The 22,457-nt window shown below is 68.7% G+C and carries 19 protein-coding genes; 10 read left to right on the forward strand and 9 right to left on the reverse strand.

Annotated elements, in window-relative coordinates:
* Nucleotides 1-37: 37 nt before the first annotated feature.
* Nucleotides 38-1,108, forward strand: coding sequence for an alkaline phosphatase family protein (locus ASD13_RS07965; RefSeq protein WP_055867908.1), 1,071 nt, complete (start codon nt 38-40; stop codon nt 1,106-1,108).
* A gap of 32 nt (nt 1,109-1,140) precedes the next feature.
* On the opposite strand, the gene sepH is transcribed toward ASD13_RS07965, so the two are convergent.
* Entirely contained in the window at nt 1,141-2,190 is a 1,050-nt protein-coding gene (gene sepH / locus ASD13_RS07970; RefSeq protein ID WP_055867916.1) for a septation protein SepH, read from the reverse strand.
* A 198-nt stretch (nt 2,191-2,388) separates the two neighbouring features.
* Between sepH and ASD13_RS07975 the strand changes: the two genes are divergently transcribed.
* On the forward strand, nt 2,389-2,682 hold the full coding sequence (locus ASD13_RS07975) for a DUF4193 domain-containing protein (RefSeq protein WP_029259298.1): 294 nt from the start codon (nt 2,389-2,391) through the stop codon (nt 2,680-2,682).
* 75 nt (nt 2,683-2,757) lie between these two features.
* Here ASD13_RS07975 and ASD13_RS07980 read toward each other — a convergent pair whose 3' ends face one another.
* Entirely contained in the window at nt 2,758-3,231 is a 474-nt protein-coding gene (locus ASD13_RS07980; protein WP_051056600.1) for a DUF3093 domain-containing protein, read from the reverse strand.
* A gap of 3 nt (nt 3,232-3,234) precedes the next feature.
* Between ASD13_RS07980 and dut the strand changes: the two genes are divergently transcribed.
* From dut to dxs, 5 genes are all read left to right on the forward strand, one after another.
* Nucleotides 3,235-3,708 (forward strand): dUTP diphosphatase, encoded by a 474-nt coding sequence (gene dut, locus ASD13_RS07985; RefSeq protein ID WP_051056601.1) that lies wholly within the window; start codon nt 3,235-3,237, stop codon nt 3,706-3,708.
* Nucleotides 3,701-4,288, forward strand: a complete 588-nt coding sequence (locus ASD13_RS07990) for a DUF3710 domain-containing protein (protein WP_017830490.1) — start codon at nt 3,701-3,703, stop codon at nt 4,286-4,288. The genes dut and ASD13_RS07990 overlap by 8 nt, the downstream gene beginning before the upstream one ends.
* Entirely contained in the window at nt 4,285-5,019 is a 735-nt protein-coding gene (locus ASD13_RS07995) for a DUF3159 domain-containing protein (RefSeq protein ID WP_055867918.1), read from the forward strand. Before ASD13_RS07990 ends, ASD13_RS07995 begins: the two co-directional genes overlap by 4 nt.
* 153 nt (nt 5,020-5,172) lie before the next feature.
* A complete protein-coding gene (locus tag ASD13_RS08000; protein WP_055867921.1) occupies nt 5,173-8,007 on the forward strand; it encodes an aconitate hydratase in 2,835 nt (944 codons plus the stop codon).
* Nucleotides 8,008-8,175: 168 nt separating this feature from the next.
* Nucleotides 8,176-10,116, forward strand: a complete 1,941-nt coding sequence (gene dxs / locus ASD13_RS08005; RefSeq protein WP_055867924.1) for a 1-deoxy-D-xylulose-5-phosphate synthase — start codon at nt 8,176-8,178, stop codon at nt 10,114-10,116.
* A gap of 29 nt (nt 10,117-10,145) precedes the next feature.
* Here the strand turns inward: dxs and ASD13_RS08010 are convergent, their stop codons facing one another.
* The 3 genes from ASD13_RS08010 to ASD13_RS08020 all read right to left on the reverse strand — a co-directional run bounded on the left by ASD13_RS08010 (nt 10,146) and on the right by ASD13_RS08020 (nt 13,008).
* Entirely contained in the window at nt 10,146-10,907 is a 762-nt protein-coding gene (locus ASD13_RS08010) for an SPFH domain-containing protein (protein WP_055867926.1), read from the reverse strand.
* Between the two features lie 74 nt (nt 10,908-10,981).
* On the reverse strand, nt 10,982-12,433 hold the full coding sequence (locus tag ASD13_RS08015; protein WP_055867930.1) for a glycerol-3-phosphate dehydrogenase/oxidase: 1,452 nt from the start codon (nt 12,431-12,433) through the stop codon (nt 10,982-10,984).
* Nucleotides 12,430-13,008, reverse strand: coding sequence for a TetR/AcrR family transcriptional regulator (locus ASD13_RS08020; RefSeq protein ID WP_055867933.1), 579 nt, complete (start codon nt 13,006-13,008; stop codon nt 12,430-12,432). The genes ASD13_RS08015 and ASD13_RS08020 overlap by 4 nt, the downstream gene beginning before the upstream one ends.
* 20 nt (nt 13,009-13,028) lie before the next feature.
* On the opposite strand from ASD13_RS08020, the gene ASD13_RS08025 reads away from it, so the two are divergent.
* Genes ASD13_RS08025 through ASD13_RS08035 form a run of 3 tightly spaced genes read left to right on the forward strand, consistent with a single transcriptional unit; the run spans nt 13,029 to nt 17,192 of the window.
* Entirely contained in the window at nt 13,029-14,651 is a 1,623-nt protein-coding gene (locus ASD13_RS08025) for an FAD-binding oxidoreductase (RefSeq protein ID WP_235562503.1), read from the forward strand.
* 1 nt (nt 14,652) lies between these two features.
* Nucleotides 14,653-15,573, forward strand: a complete 921-nt coding sequence (locus ASD13_RS08030; protein WP_055867936.1) for a YegS/Rv2252/BmrU family lipid kinase — start codon at nt 14,653-14,655, stop codon at nt 15,571-15,573.
* Nucleotides 15,570-17,192: a GMC oxidoreductase gene (locus ASD13_RS08035; RefSeq protein ID WP_055867939.1), complete on the forward strand. Its 1,623-nt coding sequence runs from the start codon at nt 15,570-15,572 to the stop codon at nt 17,190-17,192. Before ASD13_RS08030 ends, ASD13_RS08035 begins: the two co-directional genes overlap by 4 nt.
* A 60-nt stretch (nt 17,193-17,252) precedes the next feature.
* Here the strand turns inward: ASD13_RS08035 and ASD13_RS08040 are convergent, their stop codons facing one another.
* The 4 genes from ASD13_RS08040 to ASD13_RS08055 all read right to left on the reverse strand — a co-directional run bounded on the left by ASD13_RS08040 (nt 17,253) and on the right by ASD13_RS08055 (nt 22,451).
* Nucleotides 17,253-19,397 (reverse strand): 3-hydroxyacyl-CoA dehydrogenase NAD-binding domain-containing protein, encoded by a 2,145-nt coding sequence (locus ASD13_RS08040; RefSeq protein WP_055869151.1) that lies wholly within the window; start codon nt 19,395-19,397, stop codon nt 17,253-17,255.
* An 8-nt stretch (nt 19,398-19,405) separates the two neighbouring features.
* Nucleotides 19,406-20,611, reverse strand: coding sequence for a thiolase family protein (locus ASD13_RS08045; RefSeq protein ID WP_017830501.1), 1,206 nt, complete (start codon nt 20,609-20,611; stop codon nt 19,406-19,408).
* 72 nt (nt 20,612-20,683) lie between these two features.
* Complete coding sequence (locus tag ASD13_RS08050) at nt 20,684-21,877, reverse strand: ribonuclease D (protein WP_055867943.1); 1,194 nt, start codon at nt 21,875-21,877, stop codon at nt 20,684-20,686.
* Nucleotides 21,870-22,451, reverse strand: coding sequence for a DUF3000 domain-containing protein (locus tag ASD13_RS08055; protein WP_055867949.1), 582 nt, complete (start codon nt 22,449-22,451; stop codon nt 21,870-21,872). Before ASD13_RS08055 ends, ASD13_RS08050 begins: the two co-directional genes overlap by 8 nt.
* Nucleotides 22,452-22,457 lie beyond the last annotated feature (6 nt).

The raw sequence follows: 22,457 nt of genomic DNA on the forward strand, positions 1-22,457 counted from the left end.
ACCGTCCGCGCCGCCGAGTTCCCGGAGTGTCGTCGGGGTGGCGGACGACCTGTTCGCCGCTCTGCGCGGTGAGTCCGAGGTGCTGCCGCGCGCGGATTCGGTGGTCCTCGTCGTGATCGACGGTCTCGGCGCGATCAGTCTGCGCGGGCATGCCGGGCACGCACGGGCTCTGACGTCGGGGATGGCGAAGAAGGACGTCGCGCAGTCGGTGTTCCCCTCCACCACGGCGGCGGCGCTCACCAGCATCGTCACGGGCGTGTGGCCGGGGGAGCACGGTCTCGTGGGCTATCGCGTGCTCGATCCGAGCCGCGATGTGCTCGTGAACCAGCTCAGCGGCTGGGAGACCGACGGGATCGATCCCCTTACGTGGCAAGCGGCGCCCACGATCTTCGAGCGAGCGGCCCGCGGCGGTCATGCGAGTTTCGCCGTCGGATTCGCCGGGTACGCCCACAGCGGTTTCACCAAGGCAACGCTCCGCGGGGCCGAGTTCGTCGCGGCGACCACAGCGCGCGCTCGCATCGAAGCGGCGTACGAGCTCGCGCAGACTCATCCGGGCTCTCTCGTCTACTGCTATCTTCCCGAGGTCGACAAGGCCGGGCACAAGCACGGCATCGCCTCAGCGGAATGGGTCGCTGCATTGGAGGACGTCGACGCCGCCCTGTCGACACGCGTGCCCCCCGGCGTCGGCGTGGTGGTCACATCGGATCACGGGATGGTCGACGTGGCGCCGAATCGACAGGTGGTTCTGGAGGAGACGCACCTCGAGGGGATCCGTCACGTCGGGGGAGAGCCGCGCATGCTGCACGCCTACCTGCAGCCCGAGGCGGACGCCGCCGCGGTGACCGCACGATGGCGCGCCGACCTCGAAGGCGTGGCCGACGTCGTGACCCGTGACGAAGCTGTGCACGCGGGGCTCTTCGGACCGACGGTCACCGAGGCGGCCTCGTCGCGGATCGGCGATGTGCTCGCGATTGCCCGCGGAACCTGGGCCGTCTACGACGGCACGGCTGCCGACCAGCGCGGACGAGGGATGGTCGGTCAGCACGGAGCGCTCACACCCGAGGAGCGGCAGGTACCGGTGATCAGGCTCGGCGCGTTCTCGCGCTGACGCCGATCGCGGAAGCCGCGATCAGACGGGTCTCACTCGTCGGTGCGGGCGCCGAAGACGATCTCGTCCCAGGAGGGCATCGCGTTCCGGCGGCGTCGTCGGCCGTTGGAGTCACCCGAGTCCGAACCTGACGGACGCGGTGCAGGCTGCTGCGGCTCCGGCTCGTCATCCGGCTGCTCCAGAGCCTCGAACAGGGAGATCGGGCTCGGCTCGGGGCGCTCTGCGTCCTCGACATCGTCGAGCAGCGGCGCCGTCTCCCGCTGGCCGCGTCGTCGACGAAGCGCTTCCAGGAGATCGGCGGTCTCCGGACTCGTCGTCTGCGCTGCGGGCGCGCGCTTGATCGCCGCGTCCTGCGCGGCGGCGTCGGAGCGCTCAGGGAACGACGGGTCCTCGATCTCCGCATCGGGCGCCGGCAGCAGGCGTGGCCCGAAGGCGCCGGAGTCGAAGCGGCTCTCGTCCTTGTACGGCGAGGTGATCCGGTCGGCGTCCACGGCCCGCAGGCGGGGGATGAGGCCCTCAGGAAGCGAACCCTGCCGCGACAGCTGCGTGGCGTCGGCGTTGAGCGGCGAGAGAGCGCTGCGGCGAGGGTCGAAACTCCAGCGCGCATCGTGATCGACGTCGTTGGCCGTGAACTCGAGCTTGATGATCCAGCCGGACTCATCCTTCCAGCTCGCCCAACGCTCGGACGTGGCCTCGATCTCGGCGAGTTTGGCCCGCACGGCGACGCCGAAGGTCGGCTGCGCATCGGGTTCGACCTCGCTGCCGATGAGCACGGGAACGGCGAGCGCCTGCCCGATCACATGCTCGCGCTCGGCGAGGACCGGGCCTTCGAACCGTGCGACGTCGTCGACGCCGATGCCGAGCAGTTCTGCGACCTCGGCGGCCGTGAGGCCGGCACGGATCTGCGCCTGGATGTCGCGCGGGCTCGCGGCGAGCTTCTGGGCCGTCGGCTCGCTCTGACGCGTGGCGCGACGGATCTCGCGCTGCAGCATGTCGTCGATGGGCAGCGCGAACCGCTCGCCCGACTCGGTCGCGAGTACGAGGACTCCTGCTTCTGTGCCGACGATGGTGACGTTTTCCATGCGAATGCCCCTCTGATGGGTGTCCGTTCATGGTGTCACGTGCGGGGCGTCAGGCCCGGGAATACCTTGGGCGTGCCGTGAGTTTCCTCCGTCGCACGGACGAGCATTTGCGTTATGTCGTTTGGTCGTGCAAACTATGGCCGCCGAATACCCGACGGCGCACCACCCACTCGCACCATGAAAGTGGAGATCTACCGCATGGCAACCGATTACGACGCCCCCCGAAAGAGCGAAGACGACTCCGAGTCGATCGAAGCCCTGAAGGAGCGTGTGCCGGACAAGCTCTCCGGCTCAAGCGGGGACGAAGACTCCGACAACCCGTCGAGCTTCGACCTTCCGGGTGCCGACCTCTCCGACCTCGAGCTCGACGTCGTCGTGCTGCCCGCGCAGCAGGACGAGTTCACGTGCATGAGCTGCTTCCTCGTGAAGCACCGCTCACAGCTCGATCACGAGGGCGCATCCGGGCCCATCTGCAAGGAGTGCGCTGCGTAAGCAGTCCTCCGAGCGACGTATCACGCGCCCCCGACCACTCCGGTCAGGGGCGCGCTGTCGTCTGCGGGAAGCGTCTCAGTCGCGCGAGGCGCGGATCGCCGCGGCCAGGCGGTCGGGCGTGCGGGTCGAGATCGTCCAGGCGTCGACCGGGTCGTCCTGGTCGAGGTTCGGAACGACGACGATGCCGTCGATGCCGCCGCGGATCAGGTGCCACCCACGTGCCGGCAGCCCCGGGCCGCGGGCGTGACGAGCTTCTTCGCCCGTCAGGGCCACGGGGTCGCCGAGATGCCTGGTGTCGATGTGTGCGCGGCCTGCGTGCAAGACGGAGCCGACGACGGAGACGACCGGGGCGGCGGCGATGAAGCCCAGCACCAGCAGAGCCGACACGGCCGCGCCGAGCACGAGCGCGACGGTCGAGCCGATCGGCACGAAGACGAGCGAGACCATCGGGCCGGCGACCGCGACGGTCACGAGCAACCAGAGGCTCGGCGAGAGCCTTTCGCGGTAGCGGGGGCGTGTGTCTGTGGCGGGGTTCTGCATTAGCCTCATGGGGTGACCGATTCCGTTGATATCCCCATTATCGCTGCAGTGGTGCCCGGGTACGCGCATCCGGGCGATGCCGGTGCCGATCTGATCGCGGCGGAAGCCGTGCACCTCGAGCCGGGGGAGCGCGCACTCGTGCCGACGGGCGTGCGTATCGCCCTCCCCGAGGGGTACGCAGCGTTCGTGGTTCCGCGCAGCGGGCTGGCGGCGAAGCACGGGATCTCGATCGTGAACTCGCCCGGAACTGTCGACGCGGGCTATCGCGGCGAGATCAAGGTGAGCCTGATCAACACCGATACCCGGAGCGCGTACGATGTGGCCGTCGGCGATCGTATCGCGCAGCTGATCATCATGCCCGTCACGCGCGCCACGTTCATCCCGGTCGACGAGCTGCCGGACAGCGTCCGCGGCGCCGGAGGATTCGGATCCACCGGCTATCAGGCAGCGACCCACCAGAACGAAGCAGGACAGGCCAATGACTGACAACAACGAGACCCCTTCGAAGTCGGCACCGCTGAATCGTGCCACCGACGGTCCCTTCGATGACTCCGAGGCGAACCCCGTCCGCCCGTACATCGACCTCGGCGGGATCAAGATCCTTCCGCGGGAGGGCCTGAACCTCCGTCTCGAGGTCGAGGAGCAGTCGAAGCGCATCGTGGCGGTCGGTCTCGACTACGCGGACTCCTCGCTGCAGGTGCAGCCGTTCGCGGCCCCGCGCACCGGTGGGCTGTGGGACGAGACGCGCGTGCAGCTGCGCGACCAGGTCAAGGCGCAGGGCGGCCGTGTCGAGGAGAGGGAAGGCCCGCTGGGCAAGGAGCTCCTCGCCGAAGTGCCCGCCACGGCGGCGGAGGGATCCGGGCTGCGCCTCGCGCGCTTCATCGGCATCGACGGTCCTCGCTGGTTCCTCCGCGGTGTGATCGGTGGCGCTGGAGCCTCCGACCCGGATGCGGCCGCGAAGGTCGAAGACCTCTTCCGTTCGATCGTGGTCGTCCGTGGCGGATCCCCCATGCCTCCGCGCGACCTGATCCCGCTCAAGATGCCGGCGACCCCGGGTTCCGCGTGAGCGCTCCCGAGCCCGGACCCGAACGAGACAAGAGCACCTCCGAGATTCTCGGGCAGGCTCTCGGAGGCGCCGCGCGTCGCGCCGGCCTCGACCCCGCCGAGAGCTCGAGCACGCACAAGGTGGTCTGGTCCGCGATGGGCGGGTGGCGCGGCATCCTCGAGTCGGTGCTGCCCAGCCTCGCGTTCGTGATCATCTTCACGATCCGCCCGGAGCCGCTGATCCTCTCGCTCGGGATCTCGGTCGGTCTCGCGGCGGTCTTCACGATCATCCGGCTCGCTCAGAAGTCACCGCCCTCGGCAGCCCTCGGCGGTCTCGTCGCCGCGGGTGCGGCTGCGGCGCTGGCGCTGTGGACCGGACGCGGCGCTGACAACTTCGTCCCCGGACTCATCACGAACGCGGTCTACGGATCGGTGATCCTGGTCTCCGCTCTGATCGGGTGGTCGCTGATCGGCCTCGCGGTCGGATTCCTGATGGGGGAGGGCACCACCTGGCGCAATGATCGCCGCAAGCGTCGTGCCTACTTCTGGCTCGGGATCGCCTGGGCCGCGCTGTTCTTCGCGCGTCTGGCCGTGCAGCTGCCGCTCTATCTCGCCGGAGATGTCACAGCGCTCGGCACTCTCAAGCTCATCATGGGCCTGCCCCTCTTCGCGCCGCTGATCGCCGTCACCTGGCTCGTCGTTCGCGCTCTCCACCCGCGCGAGCCCGCGAGCGAGGATGCTCCGGAGGCGTGATAGATTTATCTTGACATCAAGATAAATCGCAGGCTTTCGCCGGTGAGCTGCGCGGAGCAGACTGGTTAGGGCCGCCTTGCTAGCCGCAGGGGCTCGCTGGCGAGCAAGATGGAGGCGCCTGTCGCTCCCATCCGAATAGAAGGAGACGGATCCGTGTCCACGGTGAACAGCTTCGGTGCCAAGAGCACCCTGACAGTCGGCAGCACCGACTACGAGATCTTCCGCATCGACACGGTGCCCGGTTTCGAGAAGCTCCCCTTCAGTCTCAAGGTTCTCCTCGAGAACCTGCTTCGCACCGAGGACGGCGCGAATGTGACGAAGGCGCAGATCGAGGCGCTGGGTTCGTGGGATGCCGCGGCCGAGCCGAACACCGAGATCCAGTTCACGCCGGCCCGTGTGGTCATGCAGGACTTCACCGGTGTGCCCTGCATCGTCGACCTCGCCACCATGCGCGAGGCCGTGACGGCGCTCGGCGGTGACGCGAACAAGATCAACCCGCTCTCGCCCGCCGAGATGGTCATCGACCACTCCGTGATCGCCGACCTGTTCGGCTCGGAGAACGCGCTCGAGCGCAACGTCGAGATCGAGTACGAGCGCAACGGCGAGCGCTACCAGTTCCTGCGCTGGGGTCAGACCGCATTCAGCGACTTCAAGGTCGTCCCGCCCGGGACCGGCATCGTCCACCAGGTGAACATCGAGCACCTGGCCAAGGTCATCTACGACCGCAACGTCGACGGCGTGCTCCGCGCATACCCCGACACCTGTGTCGGCACCGACTCGCACACCACCATGGTCAACGGCCTCGGTGTGCTGGGCTGGGGCGTCGGCGGCATCGAGGCCGAGGCGGCCATGCTCGGCCAGCCCGTGTCGATGCTCATCCCGCGCGTCGTCGGCTTCAAGCTCTCCGGCGAGATCCCCGCCGGGGTCACCGCGACCGACGTCGTGCTCACGATCACCGACCTGCTGCGCAAGCACGGTGTGGTCGGCAAGTTCGTCGAGTTCTACGGTGAGGGCGTCGCCTCGGTGCCGCTCGCCAACCGCGCGACCATCGGCAACATGTCCCCGGAGTTCGGCTCCACCGCCGCGATCTTCCCGATCGACGACGTCACCCTCGAGTACCTGCGCCTCACCGGCCGCAGCGAAGAGGCCGTCGCGCTGGTCGAGGCGTACGCCAAGGAGCAGAAGCTCTGGCACGACGCCGCGCACGAGCCCACCTTCAGCGAGTACCTCGAGCTCGATCTCGGCACCGTCGTGCCGTCGATCGCCGGCCCGAAGCGCCCGCAGGACCGCATCCTCCTCTCCGAGGCGAAGTCGCAGTTCGAGCAGGACATCCTGAGCTACGCCTCGCCGTCCACCTCGGACTCGATCGTCGATCTCGAGTCGAAGCACTCGTTCCCGGCGTCCGACCCCGGTCAGGCACCCGGTGACGAGGAGCCGACCACGCGCCCGGTGCACATCAACAGCGGTGCCCCGGCGAACGCCTCGAAGCCCGTGCCGGTCACGACGCCGTCGGGGGAGAAGTACATCCTCGACAACGGTGCCGTCACGCTCGCGGCCATCACCTCGTGCACCAACACGTCGAACCCGTCGGTGATGATCGCCGCCGGTCTCGTCGCACGCAAGGCGCTCGCGAAGGGCCTGAAGCAGAAGCCGTGGGTCAAGACCACGCTCGGCCCCGGCTCGAAGGTCGTCACCGACTACTACGAGAAGTCCGGACTCGACAAGGACCTCGAGGGCCTCGGGTTCTACACCGTCGGCTACGGCTGCACGATCTGCATCGGCAACTCGGGTCCGCTGATCGAAGAGGTGTCCGAGGCGATCAACTCGCACGACCTCGCCGTCACGGCCGTCCTCTCGGGCAACCGCAACTTCGAGGGGCGCATCAGCCCCGACGTGAAGATGAACTACCTCGCCAGCCCGCCGCTGGTCATCGCGTACGCGCTGGCCGGGTCGATGCACTTCGACTTCGAGAACGACGCGCTCGGCAAGGGCACCGATGGGGAAGACGTCTTCCTCAAGGACATCTGGCCGACTCCGGCAGAGGTGCAGGAGCTCGTCGACTCCTCGATCTCGCGAGAGCAGTTCATCAAGCAGTACGCGACGGTCTTCGACGGTGACGAGCGCTGGCGCAGCCTGCCCACTCCGGACGACGACATCTTCCAGTGGGACGAGAACTCGACCTACGTGCGCAAGGCGCCGTACTTCGAGGGCATGACGATGGAGCTCACCCCGGTGAAGGACATCGAGGGTGCACGCGTCATGGCGACCCTCGGCGACTCGGTGACCACCGACCACATCTCGCCCGCCGGCAACATCAAGGCCGGCACGCCTGCGGCGCAGTACCTCACGGAGCACGGCGTCGACCGCAAGGACTTCAACTCCTTCGGCTCGCGTCGAGGCAACCACGAGGTCATGATCCGCGGAACCTTCGCCAACATCCGTCTGAAGAACGCGATGGTCGCGGCCGTCAACGACGGACAGGTGGTCGAGGGCGGCTACACGCGTGACTTCACTCTGCCGGGCGGCCCGCAGTCGTACATCTACGACGCGAGCATGAACTACCAGGCAGAGGGCACACCCCTGGTCATCTTCGGTGGCAAGGAGTACGGCTCCGGCTCGTCGCGTGACTGGGCGGCCAAGGGCACGAGCCTGCTGGGCGTCAAGGCGGTCATCACCGAGAGCTTCGAGCGCATCCACCGCTCGAACCTGATCGGCATGGGCGTCGTCCCGCTGCAGTTCCCCGCCGGCGAGAGCTGGGAGTCGCTGGGCCTCGACGGCACCGAGATCGTCTCGATCTCGGGTCTGGAAGAGCTCAACAACGGCGTCACGCCCAAGACGGTCAAGGTCACGGCGATCCCGAGCGAGAACTCGCCCGAGGGCAAGCAGCCGGTCGAGTTCGACGCGGTCGTCCGCATCGACACCCCCGGCGAGGCCGACTACTACCGCAACGGCGGCATCCTGCAGTACGTGCTGCGTTCGCTGGTCTGATCGCACAGATGAGGGGGCTCGGATCTTCGGATCCGAGCCCCCTCATCGCGTCATCCCTTCCTGTCAAGGGGGCGGCGCCCTCCGGGGTTTCCCGGAGTCTCGGGGTAGGATCTAGAGACGTCCGCACCCTCGTCGGGCGCTTGTGACGGAGCCTGTGAGGAGGTGCAGATGCCCATTCTTCCGAGCATCTCAGGACCCCGTGATCTGGATGCGCTCTCGACAGAGCAGCTGGCGGAGCTCGCCGCGGAGATCCGCGAGTTCCTGGTCGAGAACGTGTCCCGCACGGGCGGCCATCTGGGGCCCAATCTCGGTGTCGTCGAGCTGACGATCGCTCTGCACCGCGTGTTCTCCTCCCCGGACGATCCCTTCATCTTCGACACGGGACATCAGTCCTACGTGCACAAGCTCCTCACCGGGCGCCAGGACTTCTCCGCTCTGCGCGTCCGAGGCGGCCTCGCCGGCTATCCGCAGCGGGGGGAGAGCCCCCACGACGTCGTGGAGTCCTCGCACGCCTCCAGCTCGCTCAGCTGGGCCGACGGCATCTCGCGGGCGCTGACGGCGACCGGACGCGCGGACCGTCACGTGGTCGCGGTCGTCGGCGACGGCGCACTCACCGGTGGCATGACCTGGGAGGCGTTGAACAACATCTCCGACGACAACGACCGCAACCTGGTCATCGTCGTCAACGACAACGGGCGCTCGTATGCACCGACGATCGGCGGCATGTCGCGGTACCTCAACCGCGTGCGCACGGCAGCGGCCTACAAGGACCTCCACCAGCGCTCCGACCGCCTGTTCCGGGCGTTCGGTCCCGTAGGGCGTGCGGTCTTCCGCGGCGTCCGTGGGGGCACGCACGGCTTCCTCTCACGTTTCACGAACAACGAGGCCCTCTACTCGAACCTCGACATCAAGTATCTCGGCCCGGTGGACGGACACGACCTGCCTGCGCTCCTGGAGACGCTGGAGCTGGCGAAGTCCTACGGGGCCCCTGTCATCGTCCACACGATCACCGAGAAGGGGCGGGGCTACCAGCCGGCTCGGGATGACGAGGCCGATCAGTTCCACGCCGTCGGCAAGATCGATCCGACGACCGGCGAGACGCTCTCCTCCGGCGGGCGAGGCTGGACGGATGTGTTCTCCGACGCGCTGGTGTCCGTCGGCGAGCAGCGCAGCGACGTGATCGCGATGACGGCTGCGATGCTGCGCCCGACCGGGCTCGCGCCGTTCGCCGAGCGCTTCCCCGATCGGGTCTACGACGTGGGCATCGCCGAGCAGCACGCCGTCGCGTCCGCCGCCGGCCTGGCATACGGGGGCCTGCACCCCGTCGTGGCCCTCTACGCCACCTTCATGGGGCGTGCCTTCGATCAGGTGCTGATGGATGTCGCCCTGCACCGTGCCGGGGTCACCTTCGTCCTCGATCGCGCCGGCGTCACAGGTCCCGACGGTCCCAGCCATCACGGCATGTGGGATCTCGCGATGCTGCAGATCGTTCCGCACATCCGCATCGCCGCGCCTCGCGACGGTGCGCGTCTGACGGAAGCCCTCGGCGAGGCCGTCGATGTCGAAGACGCCCCCACCGTCATCCGGTTCCCGAAGGGGGAGGTCGCCGCCGATCTGCCGGCGATCGAACGACTGAGCGACGGTGTCGACGTGCTCGCCCGCGGTGAGTCTGAAGACGTTCTCATCGTCGCCATCGGCCCGTTCGCCGAACTCGCTCTCGACGTCGCCGAGCGGCTCCGTGCGCAGGGGATCGGTGCGACGGTCATCGATCCGCGCTGGGCCATCCCCGTGCAGCCATCGATCGTCGAGCTCGCGGCGCATCATCGCCTCGTGATCACGCTCGAAGACGGCATACGCGTCGGTGGCGTCGGCACTCGTGTGCGCCAGGTTCTCCGGGAGGCCGGGATCGACACCGCGGTGGACGAGCTGGGGCTGCCGGACGAGTTCATCGACCATGCCTCGCGTGATCAGATCCTCTCCGACGCCGGTCTCACGGCACCGAAGATCGCGCAGGACATCGTCTCGCAGGTGCTCGGGACGCGCATTCCGAAGGCGCGTCACGCGGGGGAGAGCGGAACCATCGACATCCCGCTGCACGAGCGGCACTGACGCCCGATCGGATGTCGGCGCCGCCGCCGTCAGTTCAGCGCGTGCAGTGCCGCGACGGCCTGTGCGCCTCGGTCGACGTCACGGAGCGCCGTCGAGAGCAGATAGCCGTCGGTGAGCGCGTCGCCGGTGACCATGAAGCGCACCAGCTCGACGCCGCAAGCACGGCGTACCTCCTCGGCGCTGGCGGCGATGACGCGGGTGTTGATCTCGTCGTTGTGCGGGAGCTCGGCCCCCTCGAGCCCACGGATCACATCCCTCAGTGCCGCGCCGACGATGTTCGATGCGCGTTCCTTGACGTTGACCACATCGAGCTCGAAGACCCGCAGGTCGCTTCCCGTCGGTATGGGGCGCCACTCGAAAGAGGCGTGGACCCGATGCTGATGGCCGCTGGATCCGGTCATCTCGCGCGCGGGTAGATCCGTCGCGCGGCAGCGGACATCGATGAGCTTGTACCAGTAGAACAGCGGGAAGGCGCCGTGGGACCCCGGGTGCAGCACCACGACCTCGCCGACCGCGCCTGCGCGAGCGGACGGGCGTCGCTGTGGACGGTTCCGGATGATCGGCTTGCCGTTGCGGGTCCGGATCGCTGCCCAGCCCTCATCGACCGTGACGATGAAGAGCTTGAGGAGGGCGGGCAGGACCAGGAGCGTGGTGAGGATCGCCGTGCCGGTCTTCAGCAGCCCCGACATCCCCTTGCCGCCCAGCATCGTGAAGAGCATGTCCATGACACCACTGTGCAGGGTCGCGGCGCACGGGAGTACCGGGGAGACGCCCGGTTCGGGGGAGTTCATGCGCTGTTCCCCGCGCGTTCTCCGCGATGCTTCTCGGTGGATACGCCCCGGTCCCGATCCGCCGGGGGACGGGCTCAGACGAGGTCGGCGACGGTGCGAGCGACGATCGTCTCCACCGCCCCCCTGCAGCGTTCGCGATCCGCGTCGACGAGACCGACGCGTGTGCGGCGGTCGAGCACGTCGTCGACGGTCATCGCCCCCTCGACACGGACGGCGTACTCGACCTCGGCTGCGGTCAACCCCGTCGTCTCGTCCAGCAGCTCCGGCGAGGAGGGGATCACGCGATCGACGAGTCGCAACGATGCCGTCCGACTCGATGTCGCCTGCAGGCCCCGTGTCCGAGCTGCGAGATCGACCGCATCCTCGGCCATCCGCCGATACGTCGTCAGCTTTCCGCCGAGAACAGTGACGAACCCGGCCTCTGACATCGCCACCAGGTGCCTGCGCGAGACGTCGGCGCTCGAGTCCGTACCGCTGTCGACCAGCGGCCGCAAGCCCGCGAAGGCCCCTCGCACCTGATCGCGACCGATCGGTGCGGCGATCACCCGGTTGAGGCTGCGCAGGAGGAAGTCGATCTCCGGCTCCGTCGGCTGCGCCACGCGTGGCACGGCACCGGGAGAGTCCTCGTCGGTGAGCCCCACGATCACGCGACCGTATGCCTGCGGCAGCGCGAACACATAGCGGCTGATCGAGCCCTCGTGGGGGATCGTGAGGGCCGTCGAAGGAGTTCCGAGGTCGGCGGCATCGAGCACGATATGGGTGCCTCGGCTCGGTCGCACCCCGATCGCCTGGTCGAGCGTGCCCGCCCACACCCCGGTCGCGTTGATGACGGCACGTGCGCTGATGTCGAATCGTTCACCCGTCGTCGTCTCCTCGACGGTGGCACCGTCCGCACGCAGCGCCACCGCACGGACCCGGGTGAGTATGCGGGCGCCGAGGTCAGCTGCAGTCCGCGCCACGGTCGCCACGAGTCGTGCGTCGTCGACGAGCTGGCCGTCGTAGGACAGCACGCCCCCGCGCAGACCGTGCGGATCGAGAGCGGGCGCCAGCCGAGCAGCGGTGCGCGCCGACACGAGCACCGGGGCCGGCAGCACGCTGCGAGGCGTGTGCGCGCGCATCCGCAGCAGATCACCCAGCGCCATCCCGACCGCGCCTGCCGTGCGCTGGCGGAGTGTGACGCCGTGTGAGAACGGCAGGAGCTGCCCGAGCGGGCGGATCAGATGCGGGGCGATCGTCGTCATGAGGAGATGACGCTCGTGTGCGCTCTCTCTCGCGGTCGCGATGTCGCCCGTCGCGAGGTAGCGCAGGCCGCCGTGCACCAGCTTCGAGCTGAACCGGCTGGTTCCGAAAGCGAGGTCATCCGCTTCGATCAGCGTCACGCGGAGGCCGCGAGATGCGGCATCGAGCGCGACTCCCGCACCGGTGATGCCACCTCCCACGACGAGAACGTCGGCGCGCTCCTCGGCCGCGAGTGCGAGATCGATCCTCCGTCGCGCGACGTTGAGCGCGGATGATGCCCCGTTCACGGTCTCAGCAGCCCGTCGAGTGCGGCGCGCAGTTCGCGTTCCCACCCGGCTTCGGAGATGAGGTCGGCCACCGTGCCGTGCGAGAGGACCGCGGACTGCGCGATGAGAAGCAGCATGACCGCGATCTCCTGCGGCTCGCCGGGCCTGACCGATCCGTCACCCTGTGCGGAACTGATGGCCCTGGCGAGCCAGCGCAGGATCATGCGTTGGCTCGAGCCCACGCGCTGCAGGGTGTACCGCGTGAAGGCCTCGGGTTCGTCGGCGAGCAGCCGCCCGTAGAGAGGGTCGCTCCGGAACAGCGTCGTGAAGCGCAGCACGTCGTCCACGAGAGCGGTCCTCGTGCGCGCGTCCGCCGAGAAGGTGCTCAGGATGCCGTCCACGCGGCGCAGCAGCGCGGCGCGGACGACGTCATCGGCATCGCTCCAGTTGCGGTAGATCGTCGGACGGCTGAGGTCGGCGCGGCGGGCGAGCTCGGCGATGGTGACCCCGTGCACGCCACGGCGCTCGATCAGCGCGTCGGCGGCATCGAGGATCCTCGTCTGCGTCGCGTCCCACGAAGGTTGACGTTCTTCCATGATGTGTCACACTGTAACGCATGAACCCAGACAATGGCAGGGTCGATGCGGACCCGTCGATGAGGTGGAACGGCTGGGGTGACCCGGCCAAGGCGAAGGACCTGCCCCTGCCGGTGCGCGCGCTGCTCCCGATGCTGCTGGGGCGTGTGCGCAGGCCCGAGCCGGCAGCCACGCTGGCCGAGGTGCAGCTGGCGCCTTCACGGTTGTCCGACGAAGACCATGCGGCCCTCTCCGCCGCTGTCGGCCCCGCTCACGTCGACGACACCGCTGAGGCGCGTATCCGCCATGCCGGAGGGCGTTCGACCGCCGATCTCCTGCGTCGTCGCGAGACCCGGCAGGACGCGCCGGACGCCGTCGTGAGTCCCGCCGACCACGACGAGGTGCGCGCGTGTCTCGACGTCGCCGTCGCGCGTGGAATCGCAGTCATCCCCTTCGGCGGCGGCACGAGCGTCGTCGGCGCACTCGACCCGCAGCGGGGCGCGCATCACGCGGTGGTGAGCCTCGACCTGCGACGTCTCAGCGGTGTGGTCCGGCTGGATGAGATCAGCGGCGAGGCCGTGCTCGCCGCCGGCACCACGGGGCCCGAGGCGGAGGCACTGCTGTCCGCGCACGGATTCGAACTCGGCCACTACCCGCAGAGCTTCCGCTACGCGACGATCGGCGGCTTCGCCGCAGCGCGGTCGTCGGGACAGAACTCGGCGGGCAACGGGCGCTTCGACTCGATGGTGACGGGAATCCGCGTGGCGACGCCGACCGGCGACATCGAGCTCGGACGGTCGCCCGGCTCGGCGGCGGGTCCCGACCTGATCAGGGTGTTCCTCGGGTCGGAGGGCATCTTCGGCGTCATCACCGAGGTGCGGGTGCGGGTGCATCCGATCCCCCGCGAGCGTGTCTTCGAGTCCTGGTCCTTCCCCGATTTCGCCAGCGGCGCCGAGGGGCTTCGACGCGTCGCACAGCAGGGCAACGGACCCACCGTCATCCGACTGTCCGACGAAGCGGAGACGGCGGTGAGCCTCGCGCAGGTCGGCAAGATCGGTAAGGCTCTTTCGAAGGGCGCGAGCGTGGTGACCGTGTACGAGGGCGATGGCATCGCCGAACGACGGGCTCGTACCAGCGCTCAGCTGGCTGCCGCCGGCGGCATCTCGGCAGGGGAGGGGGCGGCGGAGGACTGGCTGAAGGGCCGCTTCGACGGTCCTTACCTGAGGGATTCACTGCTCGACGCCGGAGTCTTCTGCGAGACACTGGAGACCGCGACCACGTGGTCGAACCTGCAGAGGCTGCGATCGGCCGTCGAAGCGGCTCTCAAGGACGGCTTCGCGGATGCCGGGGCGAAGTCGTACGTCATGTGCCACGTGTCCCACATCTACCCGACGGGGGCGTCGCTCTACTTCACCGTCCTCGCCGGTATCCGCTCCGATCCGCTCGGGGTGTGGGAGCCCGTGAAGTCGCGCGTCAATGATGCGATCATCGCGTCGGGCGGAACCATCAGCCACCACCACGCGGTCGGCAGGGATCATGCGCCCTGGCTCCGTGAGGAGATCGGCGAGACCGGCATCCGGATCCTCGCCGCCATCAAGCGTGAACTCGATCCTGTCGGCGTGCTCAACCCCGGCGCCGTGATCCCGATCGAGCGGTCGCGCTGACGTGGCCGAGCACATCGCGGTGCTCGCGAACCCGTCCTCCGGCAAGGGGCGGGGCGGAAGGGCAGCCGAAGCCGCTGTCCTGCACCTCAGGAGTCGCGGGGCCGAGGTGCGCGCTTATGCGGGCGGCTCCGCGGCCGACACGGCCCGGCTCGCGGTCGCAGCCCTGGCCGACGATCCACGAGCGCTCGTGGTCGTCGGCGGAGACGGCACGCTGTCGGGCATTCTCGACACGGTGTGTGCAGCCGCCACCCCGGTCGTCCTGGTGCCGGCCGGAACGGGGAACGACCTCGCGCGTGCCCTCGGCCTGCCCCGAGGTGACGCCGCGGCCGCTGCGGAGCTGGCACTCACCGGTGTGCCGCGACCGGTCGATGTCGGTGAGGTCAGCACGGCGGCCGGGACGCGGAAGTTCCTCACGATCGCGGCGTTCGGGTTCGACGCGAAGGTCAGCGACCGCACCAACCGGCTCCGCTGGCCGCACGGGGCACCGCGCTACTATCTGGCGCTGCTGATCGAACTCGTGCGTCTGCGTGCGATGGACTTCTCGCTCGCCATCGACGGCGAACCCGCGCGGAGGGCTCCGGGTACGCTGATCGCCGCCGGCAGCACCTCGAGCTACGGCGGGGGGATGCCGATCTGCGCCGGGGCGGTTCCCGACGACGGACTGCTCGACATCGTTCATGTCGCACCTCTGGGCCGACTGCGGCTGCTGCGTCTCTTCCCGCTGCTGCTGCGAGGATCGCACCTGCGTCGACCGGAGGTCTCTCACCGCCGAGCGCGGACCGTGACGGTCTCGGCCCCTGGCCTGGTGGTGTACGCCGATGGCGAGCGTATCGGCGAGAATGTGTGCACCGTCGCGGTGCTCCCTGCGGCGCTGACGATGATGGTGCCGGAGGCGACGATGCGGTCGGAGGGTGTGCGATGACGAGGTTCGATGAAGACGTCGTGATCGTCGGCTCCGGGTTCGGCGGGTCCGTGGCCGCGCTGCGACTGGCGGAGAAGGGCTACCGGGTCCGCGTCTACGAGGCCGGCCGTCGCTTCGAGGATGACGACTTCGCGAAGACGAGCTGGAATCTTCGCCGCTACCTCTGGGCGCCGATGCTCGGGTGCTACGGTGTGCAGCGCATCCATCGGCTTCCGCACGTGATGATCCTGGCGGGCGCGGGAGTGGGCGGAGGCTCGCTCAACTACGCGAACACGCTCTATCAGCCGGGTCCCGCGTTCTTCCAGGATCCGCAGTGGCGAGGCATCGCCGAGTGGGAGTCGGAGCTGTCGCCGCATTACGCCACCGCGAAGCGGATGCTCGGCGTGGTGGAGCACTATCCGCACACGGGGCCTGTCGAACGGATCATGGCCGGTGCGGCCGACGACCTGGGCGTCGGCTCGACTTTTCGTCGTGCCCCCGTCGGCGTCTGGTTCGGGAAGCCGGGGGAGCGCACGACCGATCCCTTCTTCGGCGGTGAAGGACCGGACCGCACCGGCTGCACGCTCTGCGGCAACTGCATGGTGGGCTGCCGTGTGGGCGCGAAGAACACCCTCATGAAGAACTACCTCGCCCTCGCGGAACGTCGAGGTGTCTCGATCGAGGCGCTGCGCACGGTGAGCGAGGTGCGTGAACTCCCCGGCGGCGGATTCGCGGTGACCACGCAGCGCAGCGGTGCCTGGTTCCGGCACGGACGTCGCACGGTGACGGCAGAGCAGGTCGTGCTCGCCGGCGGCACCTGGGGCACTCAGCAGCTGCTGCACCGGATGAAGGCCTCCGGTGCGCTGCCACGGGTCTCCGATGCCCTGGGGAGGCTCACCCGAACCAACTCCGAGGCCCTCGACGGCGCGGTGGCGACCGCGGTTCCGGAGTCTCTGGAGCTGGCGCGGGGAATCGCGATCACCACCTCCTTCCACGTCGACGACCGCACTCATGTGGAGAACGTGCGCTACGGTCCCGGCTCGAACCTGATGGGTGCGCTCGCGACCGTCCTCGTGCCGGGCGACCGTGGTCTGGGCGCACGACTGGGCAGCCTCATCAGACAAGTGCTCCGATCGCCGGTGCGGCAGTTCCGTCTCGGGAACCTCCGCCGGTGGAGCGAACGGGGAATCATCGCGCTGGTGATGCAGACCGCCGACAACTCGCTCACCCTGTCCCTGCGACGCCGCTTCGGCCGCCTCGTGATGACCAGTGCACAGGGACACGGTGAACCGAACCCGAGTCATCTCCCGCAGGCGCACACGGCCGCTGCGGCGATCGCGAGGCGCGTCGAGCAGGAAGGCGGAGTGTCCGCGGAAGCCCGCGGCTCGTGGCCCGAGGTCTTCGGGATCCCGCTGACCGCGCACTTCCTCGGCGGTGCGGTGATCTCGGCGTCGCCTGAAGACGGAGTGATCGATCCCTATCACCGGGTCTGGGGACACGCGGGGCTGCACGTGGTCGACGGCTCGGCCGTGCCCGCGAACCCCGGCGTCAACCCGTCTCTCACGATCACCGCTCTGGCCGAACGCGCGCTGTCCTACTGGCCGAAGACCGACGAGACGGATCAGCGGCCCTCGCAGTAGACGACCGCGCAGGAGACGACGAAGGGGCCGCATCTTTCGATGCGACCCCTTCGGCGGTGATCAGCGGCTCTCGATGCCGCGGATCTGCGGGGTGTGGAACGAACCGCCGAACGCCCGCTCGGAAGCACCCTCGCGGTCGAGGTACGGCGAAGCGCCGCCGTCGATGAAGGGCCAGCCGGCGCCGAGGATCAGGCACAGGTCGATGTCCTCGACCTCGGGGACCACGCCCTCGTCGAGCATCAGCTTGATCTCCTGCGCGAGACCGTCCTGCACACGCTGGAGGATCGTCGCAGCCGCCGCCGGAGTCTTCCCGACAGCGGGCTTCAGGACCTTCTCGGCCTGCTTGCTCCAGCCGACGACGCGTCCGCCCTTGTCCTTCTCCACGACCGCGTCGAGCTCGGCGAGGGCATGGAAGTTCTCGTTCGCGTAGAACCGCTCGGGGAAGGCCTGCACCATCGTGTCCTGCACATGGGCTGCGACCTTCCAACCGACCAGGTCGATCAGCTGGAAGGGTCCCATCGGCAGGCCGAGCGGGCCGAAGGCCTTCTCTACGTCGGCGATCGGCGTGCCCTCGTAGACGGCACGTGCAGCCTCTCCCATGACCTTCGCGAGCAGCCGGTTCACGACGAAGCCCGGGGCGTCGGCGGTGAGAACCGCGTTCTTTCCGAGGTTCTTCGCGACGACGAAGGCCGTCGACAGCGCCGCATCGGCGGTGTCGGGCGTCTTCACGATCTCGATCAGCGGCATCACCGCGACCGGGTTGAAGAAGTGGAACCCGACCAGGCGCTCGGGGTGGGCGAGCTTCGCACCGATCTCTTCGACCGACAGCGACGAGGTGTTGGTCGCGAGGATCGCGTCCTCGGCGATGATCTTCTCGATCTCTCCGAACACCTGCTGCTTGACGCCGACCTCTTCGAACACGGCCTCGATCACGAAGTCGCAGTCCGCGTAGAGGCTCTTGTCGGTGGTGCCGGTCACGAGCGCGCGCAGCTTGTTCGCAGAGTCGGCGTCCAGACGCCCCTTGGCCTCGAGCTTGCCGATCTCCTCGTGGATGTAGGCGACGCCCTTGTCGACGCGTGCCTGGTCGAGGTCCGTGATGAGCACGGGCACCTGGAGCTTGCGCACGAACAGCAGCGCGAACTGGCTGGCCATGAGTCCGGCACCGATGATGCCCACCTTGGTGACCTTCTTCGCGAGCTCCTTGTCAGGAGCACCGACAGGCCGCTTCGCGCGCTTCTGCACGAGGTCGAAGGCATACATCGACGCGGCGAACTGGTCGCCGGTGACGAGGTCGGCGAGCGCCTCGTCCTCGCGGGCGAAGCCCTCGGCCTTGGTGCCGCTCTTCGCCTTGTCGAGCAGGTCGAGCGCCGCGTACGGAGACTTCGGTACCGTTCCGATCTTCGATTCGAGCATGCCGCGCGCCATCTTGATCGCGATCGGCCACTTGGTGAGCCGCTCGATCTTCCCTGGTTCGTTCTTGCGCTCGACCTTCTTGCCGCCGAGTACGGCGTCCGCCCAGGAGAGCGAGTTCTCCAGATAGTTCGCGGCGGGGAAGATCGCGTCGAAGATGCCGAGATCGAACGCCTGCTGGGGCTTCAGCATCCGGTTCTGCTTGAGCGGGTTCGAGATGACGACCTCGAGGGCGTTCTCGATGCCGATCAGGTTCGGCAGCAGATAGGCGCCGCCCCAACCGGGGATGATGCCGAGGAAGACCTCGGGGAGTGCGACCGCTGCCGCAGACGCGTCGACCGTGCGGTAGCTGGAGTTCAGTGCGATCTCCAGGCCGCCGCCCAGGGCGAGGCCGTTCACGAAGGCGAACGACGGCACGCCGAGATCGCCGAGCTTGCCGAGCACCTTGTGGCCGAGCTGCGCGATGAGGCGTGCGTTGTCGCGCGAGCCGACCTTGCTGATGTCGGACAGGTCGGCACCCGCGGCGAGGATGTACTGCTTTCCCGTGATGCCGACGGCCTGGATCTCGCCGGCGGCGGCTCGCGCCTTGAGACCGTCGAGCGTCTCACCCAGCTGCGTGAGCGTCGCAGGGCCCAGCGTGTTCGGACGGGTGTGGTCACGACCGTTGTCGAGCGTGATCAGGGCCAGCACCTTGCCCGAGGGGAGACGGATGTCGCGCACCGGGGACTGGGTGATGACCTCGCCCTCGGTGAGCGCCTGGATGGGGGAGAAGTCGATCTCGTCGTAGTTCGTCACGGTGGCGCTCACTTCTTCTTCTTGCCGTCGTAGTGCGGGTTCTCCCAGATGACCGATCCGCCCTGGCCGAGGCCGACGCACATGGCGGTCAGGCCGTAACGGACGTCGGGGCGCTCGGCGAACTGTGCCGCGAGCTGGATCATGAGACGCACGCCGGATGCCGCGAGCGGGTGGCCCAACGCGATGGCGCCGCCCCACTGGTTCACTCGGGGATCGTCGTCGGCGATGCCGAAGTGGTCGAGCAGCGAGATCACCTGGATGGCGAACGCCTCGTTGAGCTCGAACAGGCCGATGTCGGCGATCGTGAGGCCGGCCTTCTTCAGGGCCTTCTCGGTCGACGGGATCGGTCCGATGCCCATGATCTCCGGCTGCACTCCGGCGAACGCGAACGAGACCATCCGCATCTTCGGCGCGAGTCCGAACTCCTTGACCGCACCGCCGCCGGCGAGCAGCGACATCGTCGCGCCGTCGGTGAGAGGCGAAGAGGTACCGGCGGTGACGCGGCCGTGCGGGCGGAACGGCGTCTTGAGGGCCGCGAGGTCCTCCATGGTGGTCTGCGGGCGACGGCCCTCGTCTTCGGTGGCGAGACCCCAGGCGCCGTCGGGCCCCTTGGTGGCCACGGGAACGAGGTCGGGCTGGATCTTGCCGGCGTCGTACGCGGCCTGCACCTTGTGCTGGCTCAGCATGCCGAAGCGGTCCGAGCGCTCCTTGGTCAGGTGCGGGAAGCGATCGAAGATGCGCTCCGCCGTGACGCCCATGTTGAGCGCGCCGGGGTCGACCATCTTCTCGGCCACGAAGCGGGGGTTCGGGTCGGCGTTCGCCCCGATGGGGTGGTGGCCCATGTGCTCGACGCCGCCGGCGAGGGCGAAGTCGTACATGCCGACGCCGATCGAGGCGCCCATCGTCGTGACGCTCGTCATCGCGCCGGCGCACATGCGCTCGACGGCGAGGCCGGGGACCGTCTGGGGCAGCCCGGCCAGGATCGCCACGGAGCGGCCGAGCGTGAGGCCCTGATCTCCCGTCTGCGACGTCGCGGCGATCGCGACGTCATCGATGCGGTCGGTGGGGACCGCCGCGTTCCGCTCCAGCAGGCCGATGGTCGCCTTGACGGCCAGGTCATCTGCGCGGGTGTTCCAGTACATGCCTTTTTCGCCGGCGCGCCCGAAGGGGGTGCGTACTCCATCGACGAAGAAGACGTCCGAGATCTCGGCCACTCTGCCTCCAAGTTAGTGCGTGGCCTCAGTCTATGAAGCCCGCGAAACGGGGAGGAATCGGTTGGGTCGAACCTACGAAGCGGGTGCGGGGGTCGTGTCGGGCGTTTGCGCCGCCTCTACAAAGGCGGTGGCGATCTTCTGTGCGGTCTGTGCAATCTGCCAGGGTCGCGCGCCCAGGGCGGCCAGAGCAGCGCCGATCTCCTCCGCGGTCTCGCCGGGCAGATCCCAGGCCACGCGACGGAGGTACTCCGGAGTGAGGAGGTTCTCCGTCGGCATCCCCAGCTCCTCGGCCACGGCCTCGACGACGGGGCGGGCGGCCTTCAGACGCGCATCCGCCTCGGGGTTCCGATCAGCCCAGGCGCGCGGCGGAGGAAGAGTGTCGCTCGGGACGCGTTCGCGAGGGAGCTCCTCCGAGGCCCGGCCATCGACGATCGCCTGCCACCACCGATCGAGCTGCGTGCGACTCGCGCGCCCCTGGAACTCCTTGATGCCTGCCAGTGCCTGTTTCGACGTGGGATTCGCCATGACCGCCGCCACGAGGGAACGGTCGGGGACGAGACGTCCGGGGGAGACGTCCTGATCCTGCGCGAACGCCTCGCGAGCCTGCCAGAGCGAGCGGGCGACGGCGAGGTTACGGGCTCCGCGCACCTGGTGCAGGCCGCTGAGCCGGCGCCAGGGGTCCTCGCGCGGTGGTTTGGGGGCGCGAGAGAGCGTGGCGGCGAACTCCTGCGCGGCGAACTCCGTCTTCCCCTGCTCCTCGAGCTCGAGCACCAGCACGTCACGCACGTCGATCAGGTGCAGAACATCGAGGGCGGCGTACTCGAGCCAGGAGTCTGGCAGCGGCCGCGTCGACCAGTCGGCCGCGGAGTGCTCCTTCTTGAGCGTGATGCCCAGGGTGTCCTCGACGACGGCACCGAGTCCGACGCGTTCATGCCCCAGGAGGCGCGATGCCAGCTCGGTGTCGAAGATCACCGGCGGCTCGAGGTGCAGCTCCCGGAGTGAAGGCAGATCCTGGCTCGCGGCGTGCAGCACCCATTCCACGTCTCCGATCGCATCCTGCAGAGGTGCGAAGTCGCCGATGGCCGGCGGGTCGAACAGGAAGACTCCTGCGTCGCGGCGGAACACCTGCACCAGATAGGCGCGCTGCGAGTACCGGAAACCGGATGCCCGCTCCACGTCCACGGCCACGGGGCCGGTTCCTGCGGCGAGCACGGCGCAGGCTGCGCGGAACTCCTCGACATCCGAGATCACGGAGTATTCAGTCACGTACAGCCTTTCGCGCGCCGATCACGGCGATGCCCTCGGAGCCGGGCGGAAGCCCCGCCAGCATTCCGACCAGTTCGGCCCATGCTTCGACGTGCGGTCGGAACGGGCCCTCCGGAGTCCAGGACGCCCGCAATTCTATCTGGGCGCCGTCTCCTTCGATGGCGAGCCCACCGAATCCCTTCGAGAGCGTCTTGGTCGAGGTGCCCGACTCCGAGTGATAGATCGCGTCGCGGGAGTCGAGCGCGTCGACCAGCCACGACCAGGTCACGTCGGCGAGAAGCGGGTCGGTGCCGATCTCCGTCTCCAACGGCGCCTGGGCGAACAACACGATACGCCACGAGCCTCCCCACGCGCCGGGCTCTTCCGGATCGTGCAGCAGGACGAACCGACCGGTGCCGTACACCGACTCGCCGTCACCCTCCGGGCGCACGTCGGCGGCGAGGGCGATGGCGAAGGGCGCGAGGCCCTGCGGGGTGGCGATCTCGCGCACCGTGATGTCATCACGGAACTCGGTCTCGCGCAGTTCGGCCACGGCGCTCTCGAAAGGCGTCCCGGCCTCGGGGTGTGCGGTCACGGCAAC

This window comes from Microbacterium sp. Root1433D1 (assembly GCF_001426835.1).
Lineage (GTDB): Bacteria > Actinomycetota > Actinomycetes > Actinomycetales > Microbacteriaceae > Microbacterium > Microbacterium maritypicum.

Coding starts and splice junctions, on each gene's coding strand:
- ASD13_RS08025 (WP_235562503.1), top strand. CDS start 13,029: ATGAACCCAGACAATGGCAGGGTCGATGCGGACCCGTCGATGAGGTGG.
- ASD13_RS08035 (WP_055867939.1), top strand. CDS start 15,570: ATGACGAGGTTCGATGAAGACGTCGTGATCGTCGGCTCCGGGTTCGGC.
- dxs (WP_055867924.1), top strand. CDS start 8,176: ATGCCCATTCTTCCGAGCATCTCAGGACCCCGTGATCTGGATGCGCTC.
- sepH (WP_055867916.1), bottom strand. CDS start 2,190: ATGGAAAACGTCACCATCGTCGGCACAGAAGCAGGAGTCCTCGTACTC.
- ASD13_RS07980 (WP_051056600.1), bottom strand. CDS start 3,231: ATGAGGCTAATGCAGAACCCCGCCACAGACACACGCCCCCGCTACCGC.
- ASD13_RS07975 (WP_029259298.1), top strand. CDS start 2,389: ATGGCAACCGATTACGACGCCCCCCGAAAGAGCGAAGACGACTCCGAG.
- ASD13_RS08010 (WP_055867926.1), bottom strand. CDS start 10,907: ATGAACTCCCCCGAACCGGGCGTCTCCCCGGTACTCCCGTGCGCCGCG.
- ASD13_RS07990 (WP_017830490.1), top strand. CDS start 3,701: ATGACTGACAACAACGAGACCCCTTCGAAGTCGGCACCGCTGAATCGT.
- ASD13_RS08020 (WP_055867933.1), bottom strand. CDS start 13,008: ATGGAAGAACGTCAACCTTCGTGGGACGCGACGCAGACGAGGATCCTC.